Source organism: Kribbella monticola (genome assembly GCF_003261635.1).
Classification (GTDB): domain Bacteria; phylum Actinomycetota; class Actinomycetes; order Propionibacteriales; family Kribbellaceae; genus Kribbella; species Kribbella monticola.
On record NZ_QFXK01000010.1, the window covers coordinates 233,375 to 253,482 of the forward strand.

Genomic DNA, 20,108 nt, shown 5'->3' on the forward strand with positions numbered 1-20,108 from the left:
GCACGCTTCGGCGAGGCGATGCAGCGTGACAGCCACGATCGAACAGGCACTGGGCCCTCTCGAACTGGACCGGGTGGAGTTCGTCGCACCGGATCAGGGATCCGAATGCTCATGCTGCAGTCAATGCATTGGACGAGGCTGGCCGGGTGGACTCTTCGGCGGAGTTGGCCGATCACAACACCCCATGGATAGCCGGATCGAGGCCCTCGGAGCGCCGTCGCAAAAGGGGCGGTCATCGGGTTCTGCGGAGAAGGAGGGCCAGGATCTGCAGGCCGGTGCGGCGTCGGCCTAGATCGGATGTTCTCAACGTGATGGCCACCGCAAGCGCGATCGTCCCGACGTAGACGAGACCCGCGGTCCCAGCCAGGAGGGATGCATCACCCAAGATTCGCTGAATAGTCAACATCATTGCCTGTCTCCCCTTTCGGAGTCTTCCTGGAGACAGTTGAAGGCCTTGACGAACTGACATGCGCGGTGTCGATCCGCTAACCTGCAAATCTGCCGAGGTCAGAGTGCTGTTCCGGGTATTCCGGTCGGATCCGGACCGGATGGCCGGCAGCTGGCTGCAGTGGGGGACGACATCTCAAGATTCGATACGGCGTTCAAAGATCTCTGGGAGGCGGCTCAGGTACCGACGCTCGAGTCGCTGGTCGCCTGGGGTAGGCGGCAGGACCCAGCGATTCATCTGAGTGTCTCAACATTGAGTGACTGGTCACGGGGTAAAGCGGCAAATGCCAGCAGGCCCGCTGATCAGGATCGCCTCATCAAGTATCTGGAGTTCCTGGCCGGTCAGCAGTCTCGCGATGGCTACAGACTACGCGGTGGCGACGCGTGGAGGGCGCTTCGTAGGGAGGCCATTGCTGAGGCGAAGTCCAAGAAGGCGGCCGCCACGCGCAGCGGTCCGGCTCTCGGCCAGCTGATTAGGGATCTGTCCGACGAGGACGCTCTGGTGTACGAGGTCCATCGAGCGATTGAAACTGATGAAGTCGGGGCATCTGTTCTGCCCGCCTACCTCTACCGCAGACACGACGAGTGGCTTCGGGCAGAGCTTGAGGGTGCGAAGTCGCAGAGTCGGGTGATCATGCTGGTCGGGGGGTCATCCACCGGCAAGACCCGAGCCTGCTGGGAGGCTATCCGCGACGTTCTGCCCGACTGGCGGATGTGGCATCCGCTGAGTCCACAGCGGCCAAGAGCAGTCATTGAGGCTCTTGATATGAGTCAGGTCGAGGGAAGGACTGTCATTTGGCTGAACGAAGCTCAGTTGTATCTTGGCTCGTCGGACGCGGGCGAAGAGGTTGCCGCTCGTCTGCAGGAGTTGATCCGGGGAACCGGTGGGCAGCCGATAGTCGTCCTGGGCTCGATGTGGCCAGTCTATTGGAACAAGCTGATGGCAGGTCATAATGCCGCCAGCCGGTTGCTCGGACTGGCCCGGAAGCAGGTCATCCCGTCTAGCTTCGATGACGATGATTTGGAGCGAAGCGCAGAAACGATCGCGAACGATCCTCGCCTCAGGTTTGCCGTGACTCAGGGGAGCAGAGTCACGCAGCATCTGGCCGGGGGTGTGGAGCAGGTCAGTCGGTACGAAGGGGCGCCATCCGAACACGCGAAGGCGATTGTCCAGGCGGCGGTGGATGCGCGAAGGCTGGGAAACTGGCTCCTGCCCCCGGAGAGCTTTCTTCGCTCCGCCGCGCCCGGATATCTGGACCCCGACGTCTGGAATCTGACCGATCCTGGGACAGGGTGGTTCGACGAGGCCATCGCCTATCTCGTCGAGTCATGGCGTGGGGCGCCTGGAATTCTTTCTCCGGTGCGTCCGTTGCCTGATCACGATGACCGGAGGTCGGGTCTCCGTCTGTCCGACTACGTCGAACAACACGTTCGACGGGAGCGGGCAAGCCACTATCCGCCGGCCAGTTTCTGGAACGCTGCTCTTCGGTCAGAATGCGATGCTGCCGTCCTTATCCAGCTCGGGATCTCTGCTGAGCAACGCGGCAGGAAGGCTCGCGCCCGTGGCCTCTATGAAATAGCCGGTGACCTCGGCGACTTCTCAGCCTTCAGGCAACTTGCCCATTACCACGACTCCACAGGCGACCTTCACTCGGGTGAGTTGATGCTTCGGGAGGCGGCGAACCTTGGAGATCAACGATCGTTGGATCTCCTGATCCTTCGCGGAACCAGGTCGGCTCACCACGCTGCCGCCAAGCTCATCCTGCCTTGGCCGCAGGCCAGCCGATACGCCGATCGGCTCCGAAAGCTTGTGCAAGGGCGCGAGAGCGAGGGGGACTTCGACTCCGGCAAGCAATTCCTGCGTGAGGCTGCAGAAGCGGGCTACATGCCTGCTTACCATGAGTTGGCAGATCGCCAACTTGACGCTGGCGACCACCGCGCTGGAGCGGCGACGTTGAGCAAAGCGGCCGCTGCCGAAGATGGTTACGCGCTTGTACGACTCGCCGACCTTCGTGACAGAGCAGGGGATGCCGCTGGTGCAGAGCAATTGCTAGTCCGGGCAGCTGCCGTGGACAACGTCTTTGCGACGCTCGAACTGGCGCGACGTCGAATGACAGCCGGAGACCTTGGTGCGGCGGAGCGGGACGCGCGTTACGCCGCGGCGCGCGGATATCCTGCCGCGCTCGTCGAGTTGGCGGAGTTCTGTGACGACAGTGGGGACGAATCTGGCGGTCTGAAGTTCGCGCGTGAGGCCGCGGGGTACGGCGACGCCGGCGCCCTTTGGTATTTGGCCAGGCGCCGGGACGCCACAGGCCGCAGAGAACTAGCTGAGGAGCTCGCAGGGGAAGCCGCGGTCAACGGGTATGCCGGCGCACTCTGGTTCCTCTCGATGCTGAGAGAGGATGCGGGTGATTCTGTTGCGGCGTACGAGATCGCACTAGAGGCAGCCGACCAAGATGGCGATGATTCTGCCCTGCGAGAACTGGCGCGGCGCTGGGAGCGAGCCGGGCGGATCGACGAAGCAAGGAAGGTCGGACAAGCGGCTATTAGAGCTGGGGGGCGGCGTGCCAGGTGGGAACTGGTGAAGTGCTACGAGGCGGACGGGCAATCTGATGCTGCAGAGTTCTGGGCGCTGGACGGTTCATCGGAGGGTGGACTAGCTCTGCGCGAGTTGTATGACCATCGAGTGCAGGCAGGACGGCATCGCCACGCACAGCAGCTGTTGAAGCGAGCTGCCGATCTGGGTGATGTTTGGGCGATAGGTGAAATCACCAAACGTATCGATGCGGTCCGGGATCGAACGATGGACGAGGCCCTACTTCGCAGGCTTGTAGAGAGCGGGGATCTCAAGGCCCTCCGCGCGCTTATACGTCGCCGAGACGCGATGGGCGATCCCGCAGACGCCGAAAAGCTGGCTATCGGAGCAATTGAACGGCGTGATGTCTTCGCGTTGACCTACCTTGCGCGCCGACGTCATGAAGCGGCAGATGAGGCTGCAGCTGAGCAGTTTGCCTTGAGTGCTGCCGACCAAGCCAACAGGAGTACGCCTGCCCATAGGGGGAGACAGTGGGATCTGGCCGATGAGCCGCATCCCTTCCAGGCGCTGTGGGACATAGCGCTCAGCCGTATTTCCTCGGGTGACCTCGATGGTGCCGATCGGCTGCTGGTGGAGCTGGCAGACCGAAATGATCTAGCTGCTTTGGAACTGCTTATCGAGCGCAGGGAGCTGTCCGGTCAATCCACCGCTGCTGATGAGCTTGCGGTCAAGGCCTCCGGGTTGGGCTACGCGGCTCCGTTGGCCCGACTGGTCCGCCAACGCCAGGAGTCAGGGGATGGCCTTGCCGCGGAGGCGTTGGCGATGGCAGCTGTGGGGGACACCCGAGTACAGATTTTGTGGGATCTCGTGGCGTGGCGCGACTCTGCGAAAAGCATTGCTGGAAGCGAGTCCGTGCTACTCAGGTTGGTTGACCTGGGGGTGCCCGGAGCGTTGACGGCCGCTGTCGATAGACGCGAATCAGCAGGTGATGGCTCGGGAAAGGTCCAATTTCTCAGAGATCAGGTAGAACGAGGTGTGGAGGAGGCGAAACGCCTTCTGGTCCCCCTTCTTGCGAAGTTCGGGCAGGAGCAGGCGGCGCGCGACCTCGCACGAGAGGCCGCATCTACGGGCGACAGTGAACTGTTGTTCCAGCTTGCCCTCTACTATGGAGCTGCCTGCCGCCCGTCAGCCGCAGAGCGGGTAATACACGAGATGGCGGACTATGGCTTCGCCGCGCATCTGCTGGTGCAGACACAGGTCCCGGGTCTCGATCCGGATACCGCCGTTCGGATCGAGACGGCCCTAGAGAAGCTGGCTGATGAGTAGCGACCAAGCCCGACTTGGAGTCCTCATGAAAGTGGACGCACGTTGGGCGTCCTCATCACATGGCCGCGGAGCGTCGCTGGCTCCGAGGGTTTGTTGAGCCAAAGCAGAGGCCGTCGTGCTCGAGGCCGGGCCTTGCGGCTTGGACGATTGGGTCAACGGTTGGCTAGTGGGTGTGGTTCGCCGGTGAGGGTGGAGAGGGCTGGGGCTATCTCCAGGAGGGTGGCCTTCACGTAGGTGGCGGTGGTGCCTGCGGCGGGGGCGCCGGTGTGCACCTCGACTGCCCCAACGAGTGCGTCCTCGTCGCCGGTCCAACTCACGCCTACACGCATGCGCCATTCGTCGAGGCCGAGCATCCAGTACTCGTCGCGACCGAGACCACCTCGCGCCTCCACCGCTGCGAAGGACGGCCGCGGTAACCGCAGGCGCTCCTCTCCACACACGATGGCAACACATGCTGAAATCGAATCCATGGCCTAGTACCTGCTGACATGGACGGGGCGTGTCGATACCTGTCAGACACGTCTACCGCCAACTGACGCCAAGAGTGGCGGCCGCCTACGCGGGTGTTCGGGCTCGCGCTGCTCGCCTACGTTGCGGGACCGCGCCCTCACTCGCGGAGGAGCATCGAGTCTTTGCGGCGGCTGTGGCGCCGTGGTTCAGGTAGACGGACACAAGCGAACCGGACAGGCCTTGGCGACAATGCTCAGGTAGACGATCGGCCACCTCGACAGGCGCGGAAGGTGGCCAACGGCCCACGAGGGAGGCTGCGGATCAGGGCGCGTCCGTCGCTCGGCCCGGCCATCTGCAACCCGTAGAGGGTGTTGAGGCTGGCCGGTTCGTTCGGCGTGGGCTGGGCGGGCAACGGGTGGTTGGCCGGTGGACTTTCTTCGGGAGCAGGGTTGGAGAAGGTCGCGACGCCTGGGTTTGGGTGAAGGTCGGTTATGCGCCTGATGGTTGGTCGTTGCTGACGGATCACTTGCAGAGGCGGGGGTTCGGGTTCGCGACGCTGGTTCGGGCGGGCCGCTCGCCCATGTCGACAGCACAAGCGCGAATGCTGCGGAGGTACAGCGAGACGGACCGCGTGATCGTCACGGTGCCAGGCGGGCGTGCGAGTCGGGAGCGAGCCTTCGGGACTGCCCTTGATCTCGCGCTGTTCGTCGATGGTGTTCAGGCACTTCGGCTTCCTCTGAGCCGGCGGTGTTGACCGGGCGAGCTGGCCGGAAGGGCAGGTGAGAAGCGCAACTACCTGTCGCTGGCTCAGCCGCTGATCGGCCGTCGACGCGGTGGTGGAGCCGGAAACCATCACACGACACTGGATATCGAGGATCCGGGGCCAAATCTGGGAGGGATGACGCGGACGCCGCGACGGGTGATCTCGACGGCTGCGCTGCTAGCGATGCCGGAGCTCGCTCCGGTGACTATTGCGACTCGCATGAGCTGCTTTCTTTGCGTTTCGTTGGTTGTTCGAGGCAACCAACGGACCGGCAAGGAGTGTAGGGCATAATGCGGGCTCCTTGCATAATCCTGCTTGGCTAGCCAAGCGGTCCCCGATCGCGGATATACAGGCAGAGGTCATTGGCGAGTTCCTCGCCCAATTGACGGTCGGCATCGGTAGCCCAATCGGGCCAGTCCCGGATGAGCTTCTGCGCCTCGACCTGGGCGTGCCGTAGCCGCCGCGCGAGTGGATCCTCGCGTTCACCCAGCCGCCGCAGGACGTCCGCGACGGACCTGGCGAACCGGCCTGTGGTAGCTTCCATTGCCTTGGCGAACTCCTGGCCGACGGTGGTGGCGAGCTGTGGCGGCAGGGTGGGAACGACGACGACAGCCCAGGTGCCGCTGGCGAAGACGGCATGGGCCAACAGCTTCAACCGGGCCATCTCCTCCCGATCGGTGGCGGTCCGGCTCTGGAGCAGATACGGCGGTGCCTGCAGTACTACGAGGGCCGTGTCCTCGCCGGCGGTCAAGGTCTCGACATCAAGCCGAACAGCCGGTTTCTCGGAAACCTGGAGTTGGTACCCGGACCGCAAGGTCACCGGTCGCCCAATGGCATGGACGATCGCGGCACGGCCGCCGGATCGCGGAGCAGACGTCGAGTGCGGCCAAGCCGGTTCGACGAGACTTCGCGCCGCCCACAGGTCGTTCAGTCCACGGGTCCATGCGGACGGCGCCTGGATCTCGACCTTGCCGCTATGGTGGGGAGGCGCCGGTACGTCGGCCAGCGCTCCCGACATGCGACTCACCTGCAGTGCAGTCGTCGGCGCTGGACGTTGCCTGTCAGCCGTCGCTGAAGCCAGGACCGCCTCCCATGGAAGGCCCGCAAGTTCCGGCGGGACGTCCAGATAGACCCGCAGCACTGCATTCGTGCTCGAGGCTCGCGCGTGCTTCAGCGGATCGACGATTTCCGACGGCAGGTCTGTGAGACCGAGCGGATAGGTGGCGAGCCGGGGCGTCTGCCAGGCCTCAAGCTTCTCCACTGAGGTCTGGGCCTCCAGAATTCGGGCTGTTCGCCGGCTGAACAGGGCTGAGTAGAAGTCGATGAACAGGGCGAGTCCCTGGACGATCGAGACGTTCTTGGCGAGCGCCGACTGGCGGATCCGCAGTCGCATCGTGGCGTGGACGCCGGCCGGCCAGGCGGTTCTCGCCGGGACGGGGTCGCCGGGCCGGATCTGAATCCGTACGTCGGATCGCGTTCCGACGATGCCGCGTAGTCCCTGGCGCAAGGTTCGCAAGCAAGCGGCGCCTATGGAGGCGAGGATGGACACAGCGCCGATCACGATGCCGATGGAGGCGAGCAGCGACAACTCCGTGCCGGTCGAGTTGACGAGCAACTTCACGAGCCCAGCCAGCAGACCGAAAATTCCGACCGCGACAGGGATGCCGACGGTGACGTTGAGCCGGTCGGGCCATCGAGAAGGTTCGGCCCGCGGCCGATCAAGTCCGGCCAAGCGCAGTTCGACCGGATCCGAACTTCTTGCCCGAGGGGCCGTGCCGTTCGCGGCCCACGCAGCCGCGGCGCTCCGGCGTAGCGCCCAGCCCGTTCGCGACGGGGTCGGGGTACCGGAGCCGGTGGCCGGGAACTGGTCCAGCTTACGCGTGACCGCTTCGAGCTCGGCGCGATTGACGCTCGGCAAGTGCCGGCCTGACGTGGTATGAGCGCGGGCGATCGCGCCGCGCAGACTCGCCAACCGCGCTCCGAGCTCATCTCCCGCCTCGGCCAATAGGTCGGAGGCAAGGGCGAGCAGTCCTCCGCCTTCGTGGGGTAGCCGGAGGGCCAGCAGTTCGCCCTCTTCGAACGCGATCTCGCCGAGCCGGCGCTTTCCGACTGTCGGCGCGAGGTCGGGTAGCCGCCTTTTAGTCGCGACATCGAAGGCGCTGAGCCGCACGACATCGTGCGGATCCTCGACCTCGCGCAGGTCACGCACGATCTGGTCGAACCGGCGATCAGCACCGTTTAATGAGCGCCATTCCAAGCGGTCGAGCCGCTCGGCCGTTGGTCGATCTCGCTCTTGCTGCCACCCGGCCGACTCACCAAGTGCCCGCAGCCGTTTCCAGCTTCCCGGTTCGAATCGCGACTGATAACGCCAGATATCGGGAGCCACCTCCAGCATCGCGGCTGGTGGCCGGTCAAGAGCCAGTACTGCGAGTGCCGCCGCTCGGAGCTCGGGATCGTCCGAGCGCGCGTGATGGTTGACCAGGGAGCGGTGGGTCGGTAGCCGCATCCGGCGCACCACGTTCAGGATGCCGAGTTCCGCCGCACGGGCCGTCACCAGGTCTGTGGTGGATGCGGCTTGCAGTCGCGTTTCAAGGATTCGTAGACCAGCTTCGAAGCGGCCGTTTACCAGCAGTCCGTGAGCAATGGTGACGAAGAGAGGGGATGTGTTGTGGTGGGCCGCACACATGGGCGTCTGTTCGCCGAGGTACTGGTCCCAGTTCTCATACTGTTCAAGGACCTCCTGATCTACGGGGGTGCGCGCGATCTGCGCTTCAAGCAAACGCGAGCGGAGTCGGTCGCCTTCGATCGTCCGGGTGGCTTCGACCGCCCAGGTATGGAACAAGGTCGGCTGACCTGTCACGTCTGGCCGTTGAAGCAGGATGAACAGCTCAAGGCGGGTCCGGTCACGCAACGATGCCGGCAGCACAAGGTCGAGCCAAGCCTGCTCGGTTGTTGTTTCCAGCGCTGACGCAGCCGAGGTTGCCATGCCGGTCAGGTAGACACGGTCCTTCGGCTCGACGCTGAGCTGCCAACGGGATGCCAGGCAGAGCGCATAAGCCTTCAGTACAGGTGAGATGTTGAGTTGGGAGACGCTGAGACACCAGAGCAGCGCTGGCTCGACGGCGGAATGGTCATGCCGATCCGCTAGTACTTGGAGGGCTGCGCAGTAGGAAGCTATCAGTTGGAGTGCCTCGGGCTCGCCGCGATCAGCCGCGGCGGAGTCGAAGTCCGTCAGCAGGTCGAGGACTACTTCTGGAGCGATGTCCTCGCCAGCCGCGAACAGGCCGAGGGTCGCCCGCTGGCGGAGCCATTGTCGTCTGGCTTCGCTCGGGTCGCTATCGGCGGACCTGAGTATTGCGTGCCAGAAGGGCACGGCCTCGGTGGTGTGGCCGGCGTGGAGCAGCCAGGAGGCGTGGGCTGCTTCGACGACTGCGCGGGCTGGGTGGTCCTTGCGGCGGCCGATCAGGCCGTCGTCGCCGAGGAGTTGGCGGACCAGGGCGTCGATCCAGTCCCAGCGCTGTTTGCCTGCAGCATCTAGCACGAGGGCGTGGAGCTGGTCCGTCGCGGCGTAGTCGTCGAGCATCTGGACGGCGTCGTCCACCAGCAGTGGTGGGAGTTGGCTGAGGTTCCGTCGGGCCAGGCGGTTCTGGAGCTCTTCGAGGAGAAGATCCCGGGCGTGGTTCAGGGCAGCGACGCGGCTGAGGTTCTCGTAGTACGTCAGCAGCCGTTCGCGCAGTCTCGGCTCGACCTGCAGTTCGACCACCGAGGGGGAGTCCGGCTTGGACTGCCGTCGGATCCATTCTTGGTCGGCCAGTGATTCGAACGCAGGACGGAAGTCGTCCGATCTTCCTTCGTAGACTCGTTCCAGGAGGGTGGCATCTGCACGGCGGAGCAGCGCGAGAGCAGGCACTAGGCTCCGGGCATCGGCAGACTTGATCCGGCCGACGATCCGGCGGTCGATGTAGGGATCCACCTCACCACGCCTGATGATGTCGGCGGTCAGACCGGTGTCGGCGAGCGCCCAATCGGCGTACAAGGCGAGGTCGAACGGCAGATAGCGGCGCTCGGCCGGCGTCGTTGGCGTCTTCGGCCACTTAATGATGCGCTTGCGGGTGTCCTGGCTGCGGGCCAGGATCTCGACCAGCAGTTCCTCGGAGACGGTCAGCAGACGGACCTCCCGCAAATACCGGATGGCCTCGGCGCTTGTGAATCCCTGCACCTCGTGCAGCCGCAGGAACGGGCGGATGGGTAGACGGCGTCCACTTTCGCGGCGCCGGACGGCCCAGACCGGCCGGCCCTCGCCCGGTCCGTTGCCGGCGGCAAGCGGACGTCGCCCGGCGAAGACGACGCGCAGGTCCACCCCGGCCTCGGCCAGCATCGTTCGTAGCTGCTCCATTAACGTGAACGTCGCCTCGACGTGGGGCATGAAGGCGTCGCCCGGCTGCCATCGGGCGAGCTCCTCGCAGGTGTCGAGGAAGATCACCACCCGGCGCTGCAACAGGATGAGGTACGAGCAGAAGCTCTGCAGCAGGGCGAAGAAGTCGGGGTCTTCGATCGGCCTGGGCGGCCGATCGCCTGGATTCATCGAGGCCCAGCGGCTATGCAGGGTCAGGACGTGGCTGTGGAACGCGGCGACGATATTCTCCTGGTGTTCCTCAGTCGCGTACAACTGAAGCTCTGCCATCAGTTCGAGGAGTAGCTGCCCTGGGCGTTCCAATGGATAGTCTGGCGTTAGGTAGTCGAAGTCGACGCGGCCGACCGCCATCGCGTAGACCTCGGGATTGCGGGCGAGATGGCTGATCAGCGTGGACTTGCCCACCCCGCCGGAACCGAGGAAATGCAGGGCCCAGGTGTCGCCGTCGCCGTCGAGCAGCTCTTGGAAAGCGGCGAGTTGCTCTACCCGCTCGAGCAGCGGAGTGGTGTTGCGCGCTTCCTGGCGCTGGCGATAGACGAGCTCCATCCGGCGTCGCGCGTAGCGCACGGATCCTTCCAGCTCGTTGCCGAGCGTCGATGCCAGCAAGGACGCGGCATCCGTCCACTCGACCGCACTGGGAAGGTCCTGGACATCCAGCGCGCGACTGACCTGCCGGTCGAGGAACCTACCTACTCCTGCTGCCGCGCCGGGTTTGCCGATCTGGCTCGCAAGCGCTGCCCAGCGGCGGATCGCGCCGGTCGCCCGCTGATCCTCCGGTACCGCGAGGACCTTCCCGGCGACCGTGGCGACCAAGCTATGCAGTTCGGACTCAGAAGACCCTTGTACGCCGTCTAACCGACCGAGCAGATCCGCGCGGGCGGATTCCGGCATCCAGAAAGCGTCGGCACTGCCACGCTCACGGACAACAGTTGCCGACACCTGGACCAGGTCTGTGGCCTGCGACTCGGACAGCTGCGGCAGCAGCCGAACAAGCAAAGCGGTCCGTACTGCGAGGTCGTCGACTGACTGGACCTCACGCACGTACTGCTGCAGAACCGGAGCGGCCCGGTCTTCGGACAAGTGGCGGGTGAAGATCAGACCGGCCTGAACTCGACGATATGGGTCGACGATCCGCTCAGCGGCCCGAAGTCCACGTTCGGCCATTGTCGCAGACTCGGCCGGGAAACCGGCCCGATCGAGTGCCGGGGCAAGGATGCCCAGTGGCCGAGTCAGCTCGGAGTCGTCGGGGAGTTGGTCCGCGGCCGCGATTGCCTGCTGGACAAGCTCAGACAGAGCTGGGCCGCGGCGGTCTGCGACATCGTCGACGATCGACGCGAGAACCGTCGCCCGGAGTACGGGATCGCCTATCGCAGCGGCGAACCCTCGTACTCGGTCGAGCAACGAAATGGACCTGTGTGGCTCACCCTTCTTCGTGATGACAATGGCAACCAATGGTCTGGTGCCAACGACCGCGAGATGTCCGAAGGCAAGCGCCCGGGTGGGGTCGTCCTCGATCGCCTGAGCCGCGTTGGCAGCTGCTCCTAGATCCCTGTCGGCCAATGCCTTGGTCACTGCAAGAAGCAGTCTGCTGCGCTCACCAGGGTCGGCGCATTCGCGGGCTTCAGCGGCCGCGAGCTGAACAGTGGCAATGGGGTCGGTCAGAGCGGGTGCAAGGTCGACGCGCAGGCCAGCTCGCTCTGCCTGATCCTTGACGTCGTCGATCTGCGGCAGCACGTCCGCGGGATCATCTAGAAGGTCGGCGATGGCGACCAAGGCGGTCGCCCGATCATACGGATCCTCAACGACCCGCGCGGCTTCGACCGTGGCAGCGACAAAGTCTTGGTCGCCGTTCGCCAGCCGCGCGAGCTGGCCCATCAACTGAGGCCTACGGTCCACTCGCGTCATCTGCGCGGCCGCCGCCATCGCCATCGGTAGCAGTCGTTCGCGTTCGGACGCCGAGACCCAAGGAAGCAATCCCGCCAAGGCAGTCGCGCTCAGCTCGCCCAGTGCGTGGCCGGCTGCAGCCGCCTCGACTGCCCGGCGCAGCTGGTCGGTGTCCAGGCGCGGGGCGAGATCGACCAATGCTCCGGCCCGGACCGCCGAATCGCTGGTGGCTAGCGCGAGCTCGAGCGCCCTCGCGGTCAGTTCCGGTGACAGGTAGGGGACTAAGGCAACGAGCAGCCGCAGTTCCTGCCACTCGTCGCTGCGGGTCGCCCGGCTGATCCGGCAGAGCCCGGCCGCCTGTGCCGCGTCGATGAACTGGTCGATATCCGGGGAGGGAAAGTCGCAGGCACGGGCCAACGTTCGCGTCCAGGACGGCACCACCGCGAGCCACAGGACGGCCTCCCGCCCCAGCTGATCGAGCGCGGTACGGCGCTCGCCAGCGATCTCCTGAGCGATGTGACGCTGACGGTCCTGGACCGACCGCTCGGCGCTCATCGTCCGCCCACCATCTTTGCCATCCTGTCTTCGTCGCGGGCGACCACGAGAACGCCGTCGTCGGCCGCCACCCTGGCCCAGGCTTCGAAATCCTCCAGGTGGAAGTTCCGCGGGATGCCGTTGACCGTACGGCGCAGGTCTGCGTAGCAGCGCCCGAGCGCATCGCCGCTCGTCCTCGCATTGAAGACCCACGCCTGAGTGAGCACGTTGGTCTGCGGCGCGGTCGCCGGCTGGAACGGATTGAGCAGAACGGTCTGATAGGCCAGCAGATCCTCGGCGTCACCGGCGGTGAACGGGCGCAGCTCGGCGACCTCCAGCAAGGGCTGCGCCTGCTGACCTGGCACCAGTCGGTTCAGCCACGGATCGCCAGTACGTCCGAGTGTCCAGGTGAGCACCACCGGGACCGGATCGGCCGCAGTCCCGAGTCCGTGTACGGTAAAGAGGCCGTGGTCGCCGAGGACATCGTCGACCATCTCCGCGAACCGATCGATGTCGTCCAGGAGCACGACGACCTGGCCCGCCGACTTCGCAAAGTACGGGAGTTGCGTCCGCGCGTCCTTACGCAGCTCGGCCAGATCGATTCGCAGCGCCCGACCTACTGCCCGGACCGTCACAGTGTCGCCGTCCAGGGCGCCGGCCACATCGCGGTGGAGCCCGTCGCGACCGACGGTGTTCAGCAACCGCAGCTGAGAACTGTAAGCCTCGCCGATCTCCAGAACGTCGACCCTGACGCGAGACAGTTCGCGGACGAACGCGCGCCCGAGTTCGTCCGGAGTCAGCGGAGTCTTACGTTCCAGGGAGATGAGGATCGGCAGATGGCCGTCCCGCAGTGCGTGTGCGGCGAGCTCGCGCAGGAGTCGGGTCCGGCCAGTACCGCTGGTGTTCTCGCCCGCCGTGTAGACGGCCAACCCGAACTTGGTCGCGTCAGGGCCGAAGAGGTTGTGGAACATCGGAAGGAAGGCCTCCCGGCCGCAGAAGACCGGCTTGTGGCCGCCGTCGTACGCCCGGATCCAGCCCTCGATCTGGCGCCACAAAGCAGCCGTCGCCTCGCCGTCGAGGGGGCGGAAGCCGGTAGGCACCAAACTGGAGACGAAAACTGCGGGCAACGCCCAATCGATGGTCGACATCGGATCCGCGGGGTCGGCGAACGCGGTCGCGCGGGCGTCGGCCGTCGCCATCACCAACGGCCTGCCGTGCATCAGGGACTCGCCAAAGGTCCTTGCGAACAGCCGGCTGGTGATGTCGGCGACCTGGCCGGCCATGCCGACCACGATCGGGATACCGCCATCGACCAGCGCGGCAGCCAGCGGCGCGGCCTCGTGGACGCCGAACAGCCGTTCGGCCCCCGGTGCGCCACCGGTCAGGCAAGCACTCAGCACGACGATCGTGGCCGGCTTGTCCGCCTGTCGCAGGTCGCTGAGGATCTGTTCGGCGTACCGCTTGGGCTCAGCATCGTCGTCGTCCGTGTTCAGCTCCAGATAGACCCGGCCGGTCTCCGGATCGACGCCGCCGTGGGCGATGTAATGGACGATCTCCGGTTGGAAGTCCTTGATCGCCTTCCGGATCGCGCTAGGTTTGGCCCTTTCCAACACCCGGTACCGCATCGCGCGACCGTCCCGGGCGAGTTTGAGGAGGGTGTGCAGCTCGGCCGCCGGGCGGATGTCGCGGTCGAGCAGCGACGTACCGATCACGAACAGCGCGCGCGGCGGTACGTCAAGCTGTTGGGGGACGGTCGGGTGGTGCGGCACGACCAGCCTGGTGATGGCAACCCGTACGCCGTGCGCACCGGCCGCGATGAACCCCGCGTCCGACCGCAGCAGCTCCCAATTGAGTCGTCCGAGAAACATGTCCTCGGGCGGAAGCGCCAGCGCGAGTTCCAGCTCCCGGTGCTGTTCCGTGAGCTGCAGGAGCTCGGCCCAACGGTCGTTGTCGAGCAGTACGTCGAACAGGTAATGGCCGAAGGTCGCGAGCTCGGCCGGAGTGGCCCTCCGGGTTCGGACTGCGTCGTACAGGGCCATCAGGTCGGCGGCGTCCGCCGCGGGGGCGAGTGTCCGGTGATCGGTGTCAGGTTGGTGAAGTACGAAGCGTGGTGCGGGAATGTATCCGCCTCGACCGTCGTCGAGGCGACCGAGGGCGGCCGGCCCGTCGGTCTGGGGCTTCCAGTCCGCGAGGTCGGGGCAGGTCACCGCGATGTCCCAGTCCCGGCTCACCGTCACGATGAAGCGCAGTGCCATCAGCCGTCCGTCCTTGTACAACGAGGAGCCGTGGTGCGACGCTGACCGCTATGGCCCGACTTCGTACATGCATCGATCGAGTAGTGGCCGAGAACGCCTTGTTGCGGGTCGCCGAGCAGTCGGTCGCCGAGCGCCCGGCTAACGCCCCGGAGGAGTACGACGCCAGTGGCCGGCGCCGTGACGCGCGCCGGATGGCGATCGAAACCGGTCGGATGTGGAGCGCCGGACGCGTCCTGCGGCTCGGCTTCCTCGGCGGCGATCCGGCGGTCTGGGCGAAGGTGGCGACGATCGCCCAGGAGTGGACCCGGCACGCGCGGATCACCTTCGAGGTGGTTGACGATCCGCACGTGGCCGAAGTACGCATCGCATTCGATCCCGGTGCGGCATGGTCGTTGATCGGCACGGAGGCGCTCGGCGTACGGGCCGACGCGGCCACGATGAATCTCGGCCGGCTGACCAGCAAGAGTCCTGACGATCTGTACAGGCGGGTCGTCCTGCACGAATTCGGTCATACGCTCGGGTGCGTGCACGAGCATTCGAGCCCGAAGGCAGGCATACCCTGGGACCTGCGCGCGGTCTACCAGTATTACGCGCGCCCGCCGAACACCTGGACGCCGGAGCAGGTCGACCTCAACGTGATCAAGAAGTACTCCGTTAGCCAGACCCGGTCCACGGAGTTCGATCCGGCCTCGATCATGATCTATCCAATCCCGGGAGCGCTGACCGGCGGCAAGTACAGCGTCGACTGGAACGTGGCGCTGTCCGACCTCGACCGCAGTTTTATCGGTCAGCACTATCCCCTCACGGATCCGGCGGCGCTTTTGCTGGAGTGCGATGGTGAACCCGTCGAAGCGATCATCGATCGGCCTGGCGAAGTCGGACTCTTCGTGTTCGAGGTTCATGAGCCAGGGGACTACGTCCTCGGTACGTCGGGCTTTACTGACCTCGGGTTGCGGGTATACGGGCCCGGCGGCGCGGTCGCTGCCCTCGCCGACGTCGAGGACGGCGGTCCTGGCGGCAACTCGCGCGTCGAGCTGCCCCTGATGCCGGGGAGTTACCGGGTCGAGGTACGGCACCGGCGGCCGAACGGTACCGGTGCCTATGCACTCGCCTTCCAGCATGTCAGCGGTCGCTAGTCCGTCGCGTCCTCGATGAACGAGCCTTCCGGGCGTTCCGCGCCCCGTCGCGGGACGACTCCAGGCGCGAACGCCTCCGCCGCGTCGTGGATGCCGACGACCTTGCCGCCGCCGAACCAACCCTTCTTGACCCGGACGGCCCGGAACAGCGGTGTCAGGCCTTCGTCGCCGACTAGTTGGGTGTGCATGCCGTGCGAGGACACCACCGTCATGTCCGCCGACAGGTCACCAAGATCGACCGGCCCGACGGCCGCGTCGGCCGATGCCTCTAGTTCGACCTTGGCATAGCCGCCCTGGGAGACGAGCACGGTCGCCCGCTCGGTCGTGACGAGTTCGACGATCACGACCCAGTCCGGATCCCACAGGTAGCGGTCCCAGAGATCCCAGATCGCGTCTTCGAGGGCGATGATGTCTTCGATCCGCGATCCAACGACGCCGCGGGCTGAGAACACGACGCCCGCGTCCCGGCCAAAGGAGACGGCCGCGCCGGCCTTGGCCTTCGGGAGCGAAGGGACCTGGGTCGAGACGCTCCCGGACAGCTTGGTGTCGACCTGGATCTCGTCGGACGACTTGAACTGCATCGACTTTGTCGCGGCGGGATCCTTGGCCTTCTTGAACTCAACACCGAGGGTCTTGATCGACGACTTCGGGACGAAAGTCTTGCCCTGCAATTCGCCGATCAGTCCGAGCTTCAGGCCCGTCCCCGGCAGCCAGGTGGCCAGGTAGCCGGTCTGTTTCAGCATGGTGGACGTATACAAGTCCTCGATAGTTGACATCACTGTTCTCCTCGCCGTTGACGTGCACCGCTAGGGAATGGCCGAAACCCGATCCTGCTGGAAGAATTCCGGCGAAGTTCGAGGAGAAAGCGGAAACCATTTGCGGTCGCGGCAGCCGGCGATCGCTTCGCGAGCCGTTGCCGTTTCAGGCCATGGTGCATCGCGACCGCGTGGCACACCCCCATGCCTGCGGTCAACCTCGCCGGCTTTCTGCCAGGCAGATCTATGCGATCTGTCAGCACTTCCCCACCCCCACGGCGAGTGTATGTCTGCATCACGACCGTGTCGACATCCGTGACCGGAAGGAGACAGTGGATTTCCGGGCCGTCGCCGAGTGCAAATGTTGGAAAGTGTTTCGGCTGGGCATTCCCTGCCGGCTATTCAGCAAATCCGGAGCGGCGGACCGCAGTGAGATAAGGGGTGGTGCGAAGGTGGGGAAGGAGGCCAGCGAGCCGTGGGTGCGGAGTGGTGCCTGCACCCAACTGTGGACCGTGCGCCGGCGACGCCTCGAGCAACTAGCGAGCGCATGGACAGCCCTCCAGCTGTCTCCGGTGACCGAGGATCGCGGCTCAGCTCGAGCCGCAACAGTCAAAACAGCCGCGGCTGGCGCAAGCGCCCAGGCCCCGCAACGGGGCCCGGGCAAGGTTCTGGCCCTTCGGGTTGGACTTTTCGATCAACAGCCGAGAACGGCGGCCGAGATCGCTGAACCTTTCGGAGTAACACGTGAGCGAATACTTGAGATCGAGCGAAAAGCACTCGCTACGCTTTGCCATCCGGCCTTCTCCCAAGCCGTCCGCGACTCGCTGCTGGAGGACGGCCTTCAAATCCTGCGCATATCCAGGACCGTGTGATTCGACGCTTCTACGAGAAGACCGGGCAGAGTGCGCCCGACACGGATCCCGGGCTGCTGCTCTTCTGCCACCGGCATGGGTGGCGCGAGCCGGCTCGACCCACACAACGCATCTGCGGTGCTTGCATCTCTACGGTGCCGCCAGAGTGGACCGGCCGCCCAGCGACCTATTGCTCAGGCGCCTGCAGGCAAGCTGCCTATCGCGCTCGCCGGAGGAAGCTGGAAGTCCGGTAGAAGTAGTGAGTTTGGCCCAGCGCCAGTCGACGGGTTGTACGGGTCGCTCGGTGCAGCTCGCGGTGAGGAATGATTGTTGATCACGGCATTCGTCGAAGCTGGAATCGAACCCACAGGGCGACCAAAAAGACCCGCCGTGTGCTGCTGGCTATTCCCATTCCTTGACATGCCAGATCGTGTCCGACTCCTGTCGCGTTCCGCTGGGGAGCTGCAGGAGTCCTTCGTCGGCTACCTTGTTCTGCTCCATGGCTTGCGCGCCACCGGCGTCGACGCTGATCACGTAGAACTTGGCCTTGGTCCCTACCGGCTCCTCCAGAAGGAGCTGATGCGAAGTTGTCTCGTCGGTCTTCAGCCGGGGAAGCTGCACCTTCGCAAAGTACACGGGGTGCGGATTCTTGGGATCGACCTCCGGCAACTCCTCAATGAGAATGTAGGTGCGCTTGCCGGCGAAACCACAGTCCGCCTTGGCCGTGATGCCCATATTCCGGCCACTCTTGACGGGGACGTGCAGCGCCACCGGATGATCCATTCGGCACCTGCTCGCAGCTGGTAGCACAATCGCCAGCGCACCGCCGAAGAGCAACACCAGCCCCGTCGAGGCCGCTAGCCAGCTACGTCGGTGCTGCCTGCGACGAACCTGGCGAGAAATGGGAATTGCGTCCTCGCCACCGGCCGCGCCTTCAGCCGCTCCTGCATCGGCCCGGCTCACCGCCGTGGCTCCAGAGGGACCGGCGGGGGCGTTCGCCCGTTCCCACAGTTCGAGCATGATCTCCGGGTCGGTTCCGCAGCGCTCGGCCCAATCGCGAGCCTGCTCCCGGGTTGGAAGGCTTCGTCCGCTGAGCCATCTGCTGATTGAGGCCTTTGACGAGTACATCGAGTGAGCGAGGTCCTGGAGGTTCGCGTTCGCCAGGTCGCGCCCTCGCCGAAGTTCCGCAGCGAGTGCCAGACGCTCGGGTGGGAGATCAAGGGGGAGGGCTCCGAGCGGACCCGGCTGGCGACGTCGGGACTCGGGATCAGACATGACCGGCCTTGGATCTCATCGGCGCCTCCCTGAACGTTCCAGTTTGCCCGATGATCGCCGCTCGCGACGGGCTGGAACGTTTCCGGGCGTGGCGCAACCCCTTCATTACCTGAGATCGGACCGGCGAGATTGGCCTATCGCCGGTTGATCCAGGTCAGAGGACCCCGGCTTCCGGTTCAGTTCGACCAGGAAGGTGACGCATGACCAACAGAGAGCGGCGACGGCGAAACAGAGGTATCTCGCTGAGCTTCATCCTGGCGCCTGTACTCCTCCTCGCAACCCTCGTCGGTTCAGATCCGGCGACGGCGATCACGACCTTGACCGGACCTGTCCAGGGCATCGGGGGCAAGTGCCTCGACAACAGTGGTGGACGTCTGGTCAACGGCAATCCCATCGTGCTCTGGAGTTGCAACGGTCAGTCCAGTCAGCAATGGAGCTTGCCGGGAGACGGCACGATCCGGGCTGGGAACTACTGCCTGGCGGTCAAAGGCGCGGGCACCACCGCGACCACACCCGTCTGGCTTTATGCCTGCGATCGTGGACCGGCCCAACTCTGGACCATCAGATCAAACGGAACCGTCGTCAATCCGAACTCCGGGCTGTGTCTGGCTTCCAAAAACAGCGGCACTGCGGACGGCAATCCCATTTGGGTCTACACCTGCGACGCCGGCCCTGCCCAGTTGTGGAGTGTGCCAAATCCCAGCGACTCCTCAGGCCAATCCATGCCGATCGGAGACCTGCCGGGCTGGCGTCAGGTCTTCACCGACAATTTCGCCACCACCGTGCCCCTAGGTCAGTTCCCTGCCGCGGTTTCCGCCAAGTGGGGCGCCTATCCGGACGGATGGAAGGACACCAGCAAGAACGGCACCTACTACCCATCCAAGGTCATCACTCAGTCCGGCGGACTGATGAACCTGTACCTCCACACCGAGAACGGCATCCACATGGTCTCGGCGCCGGTGCCGAAGATCCAGGGCGCGACCGGTTCAGGTGGCGGTCTTCTGTACGGCCGGTACGCCGTCAGGTTCCGCGCTGATCCTGTCGCCGGATACAAGACAGCCTGGCTGCTCTGGCCGGACAGCGAGCAATGGGCCGACGGCGAGATCGACTTCCCGGAAGGCGATCTCACCGGCCACGTCGAGGCCTTCATGCATCACAGAGGGAGCCCGCTGGACCAGGACAAGTACCCGACCCAGGCCGCGTACGGTACCTGGCACACCGCGATCACCGAATGGACACCCCAAGCGGTGAGGTTCATCCTCGACGGCGCGGTCATCGGTACCTCTACCAACCCGGCGTTCATTCCGAACACGCACATGCACTGGGTGCTTCAAACCGAGACCCGTACGGCGGGCGGACCGCCGGCCGACACCGACGCGGGCAACGTACAAATCGACTGGGTGGCCGCCTACGTGCCGAAGTAGGAGTCCATGCGGTCTGAAATGAAACCGACGATGTTGCAAACAATGCCTTAGTGAATAC

Annotated in this window: 9 protein-coding genes and 1 pseudogene; 4 read left to right on the plus strand and 6 right to left on the minus strand. The window is 65.0% G+C overall.

Annotated features, from left to right (window positions below; genetic code table 11):
* Positions 1–568: 568 nt before the first annotated feature.
* Entirely contained in the window at positions 569–4,309 is a 3,741-nt protein-coding gene (locus DIZ26_RS07110; RefSeq protein WP_112238887.1) for a hypothetical protein, read from the plus strand.
* Between the two features lie 152 nt (positions 4,310–4,461).
* Here the strand turns inward: DIZ26_RS07110 and DIZ26_RS37795 are convergent, their stop codons facing one another.
* From DIZ26_RS37795 to DIZ26_RS07130, 3 genes are all read right to left on the minus strand, one after another.
* Positions 4,462–4,779 (minus strand): hypothetical protein, encoded by a 318-nt coding sequence (locus DIZ26_RS37795; protein WP_198675960.1) that lies wholly within the window; start codon positions 4,777–4,779, stop codon positions 4,462–4,464.
* A gap of 1,062 nt (positions 4,780–5,841) precedes the next feature.
* The gene (locus DIZ26_RS07125) at positions 5,842–12,375 is read right to left on the minus strand and encodes an ATP-binding protein (protein ID WP_112238888.1); all 6,534 of its coding nucleotides are present in this window, start codon (positions 12,373–12,375) and stop codon (positions 5,842–5,844) included.
* Positions 12,372–14,609, minus strand: coding sequence for a CHAT domain-containing protein (locus tag DIZ26_RS07130; protein WP_112238889.1), 2,238 nt, complete (start codon positions 14,607–14,609; stop codon positions 12,372–12,374). Before DIZ26_RS07130 ends, DIZ26_RS07125 begins: the two co-directional genes overlap by 4 nt.
* An 83-nt stretch (positions 14,610–14,692) precedes the next feature.
* Between DIZ26_RS07130 and DIZ26_RS07135 the strand changes: the two genes are divergently transcribed.
* Positions 14,693–15,745 carry a zinc metalloprotease gene (locus DIZ26_RS07135; protein WP_112238890.1) on the plus strand — a complete coding sequence of 351 codons (1,053 nt, stop codon included), beginning with the start codon at positions 14,693–14,695 and terminating at the stop codon, positions 15,743–15,745.
* Here the strand turns inward: DIZ26_RS07135 and DIZ26_RS07140 are convergent.
* Positions 15,742–16,521 carry a hypothetical protein gene (locus DIZ26_RS07140; protein ID WP_157979629.1) on the minus strand — a complete coding sequence of 260 codons (780 nt, stop codon included), beginning with the start codon at positions 16,519–16,521 and terminating at the stop codon, positions 15,742–15,744. The genes DIZ26_RS07135 and DIZ26_RS07140 overlap by 4 nt on opposite strands.
* A gap of 152 nt (positions 16,522–16,673) precedes the next feature.
* On the opposite strand from DIZ26_RS07140, the gene DIZ26_RS38785 reads away from it, so the two are divergent.
* Complete coding sequence (locus DIZ26_RS38785) at positions 16,674–17,372, plus strand: sigma factor-like helix-turn-helix DNA-binding protein (RefSeq protein WP_112238892.1); 699 nt, start codon at positions 16,674–16,676, stop codon at positions 17,370–17,372.
* Between the two features lie 381 nt (positions 17,373–17,753).
* On the opposite strand, the gene DIZ26_RS07150 is transcribed toward DIZ26_RS38785, so the two are convergent.
* Positions 17,754–18,134 carry a hypothetical protein gene (locus DIZ26_RS07150; RefSeq protein WP_112238893.1) on the minus strand — a complete coding sequence of 127 codons (381 nt, stop codon included), beginning with the start codon at positions 18,132–18,134 and terminating at the stop codon, positions 17,754–17,756.
* 246 nt (positions 18,135–18,380) lie between these two features.
* Positions 18,381–18,626 (minus strand): annotated as a pseudogene (locus tag DIZ26_RS38790) (helix-turn-helix domain-containing protein); the annotation flags it as partial.
* Positions 18,627–18,826: 200 nt separating this feature from the next.
* On the opposite strand from DIZ26_RS38790, the gene DIZ26_RS07155 reads away from it, so the two are divergent.
* Positions 18,827–20,050, plus strand: a complete 1,224-nt coding sequence (locus DIZ26_RS07155; protein ID WP_112238894.1) for a ricin-type beta-trefoil lectin domain protein — start codon at positions 18,827–18,829, stop codon at positions 20,048–20,050.
* The last annotated feature ends 58 nt before the right edge of the window (positions 20,051–20,108 follow it).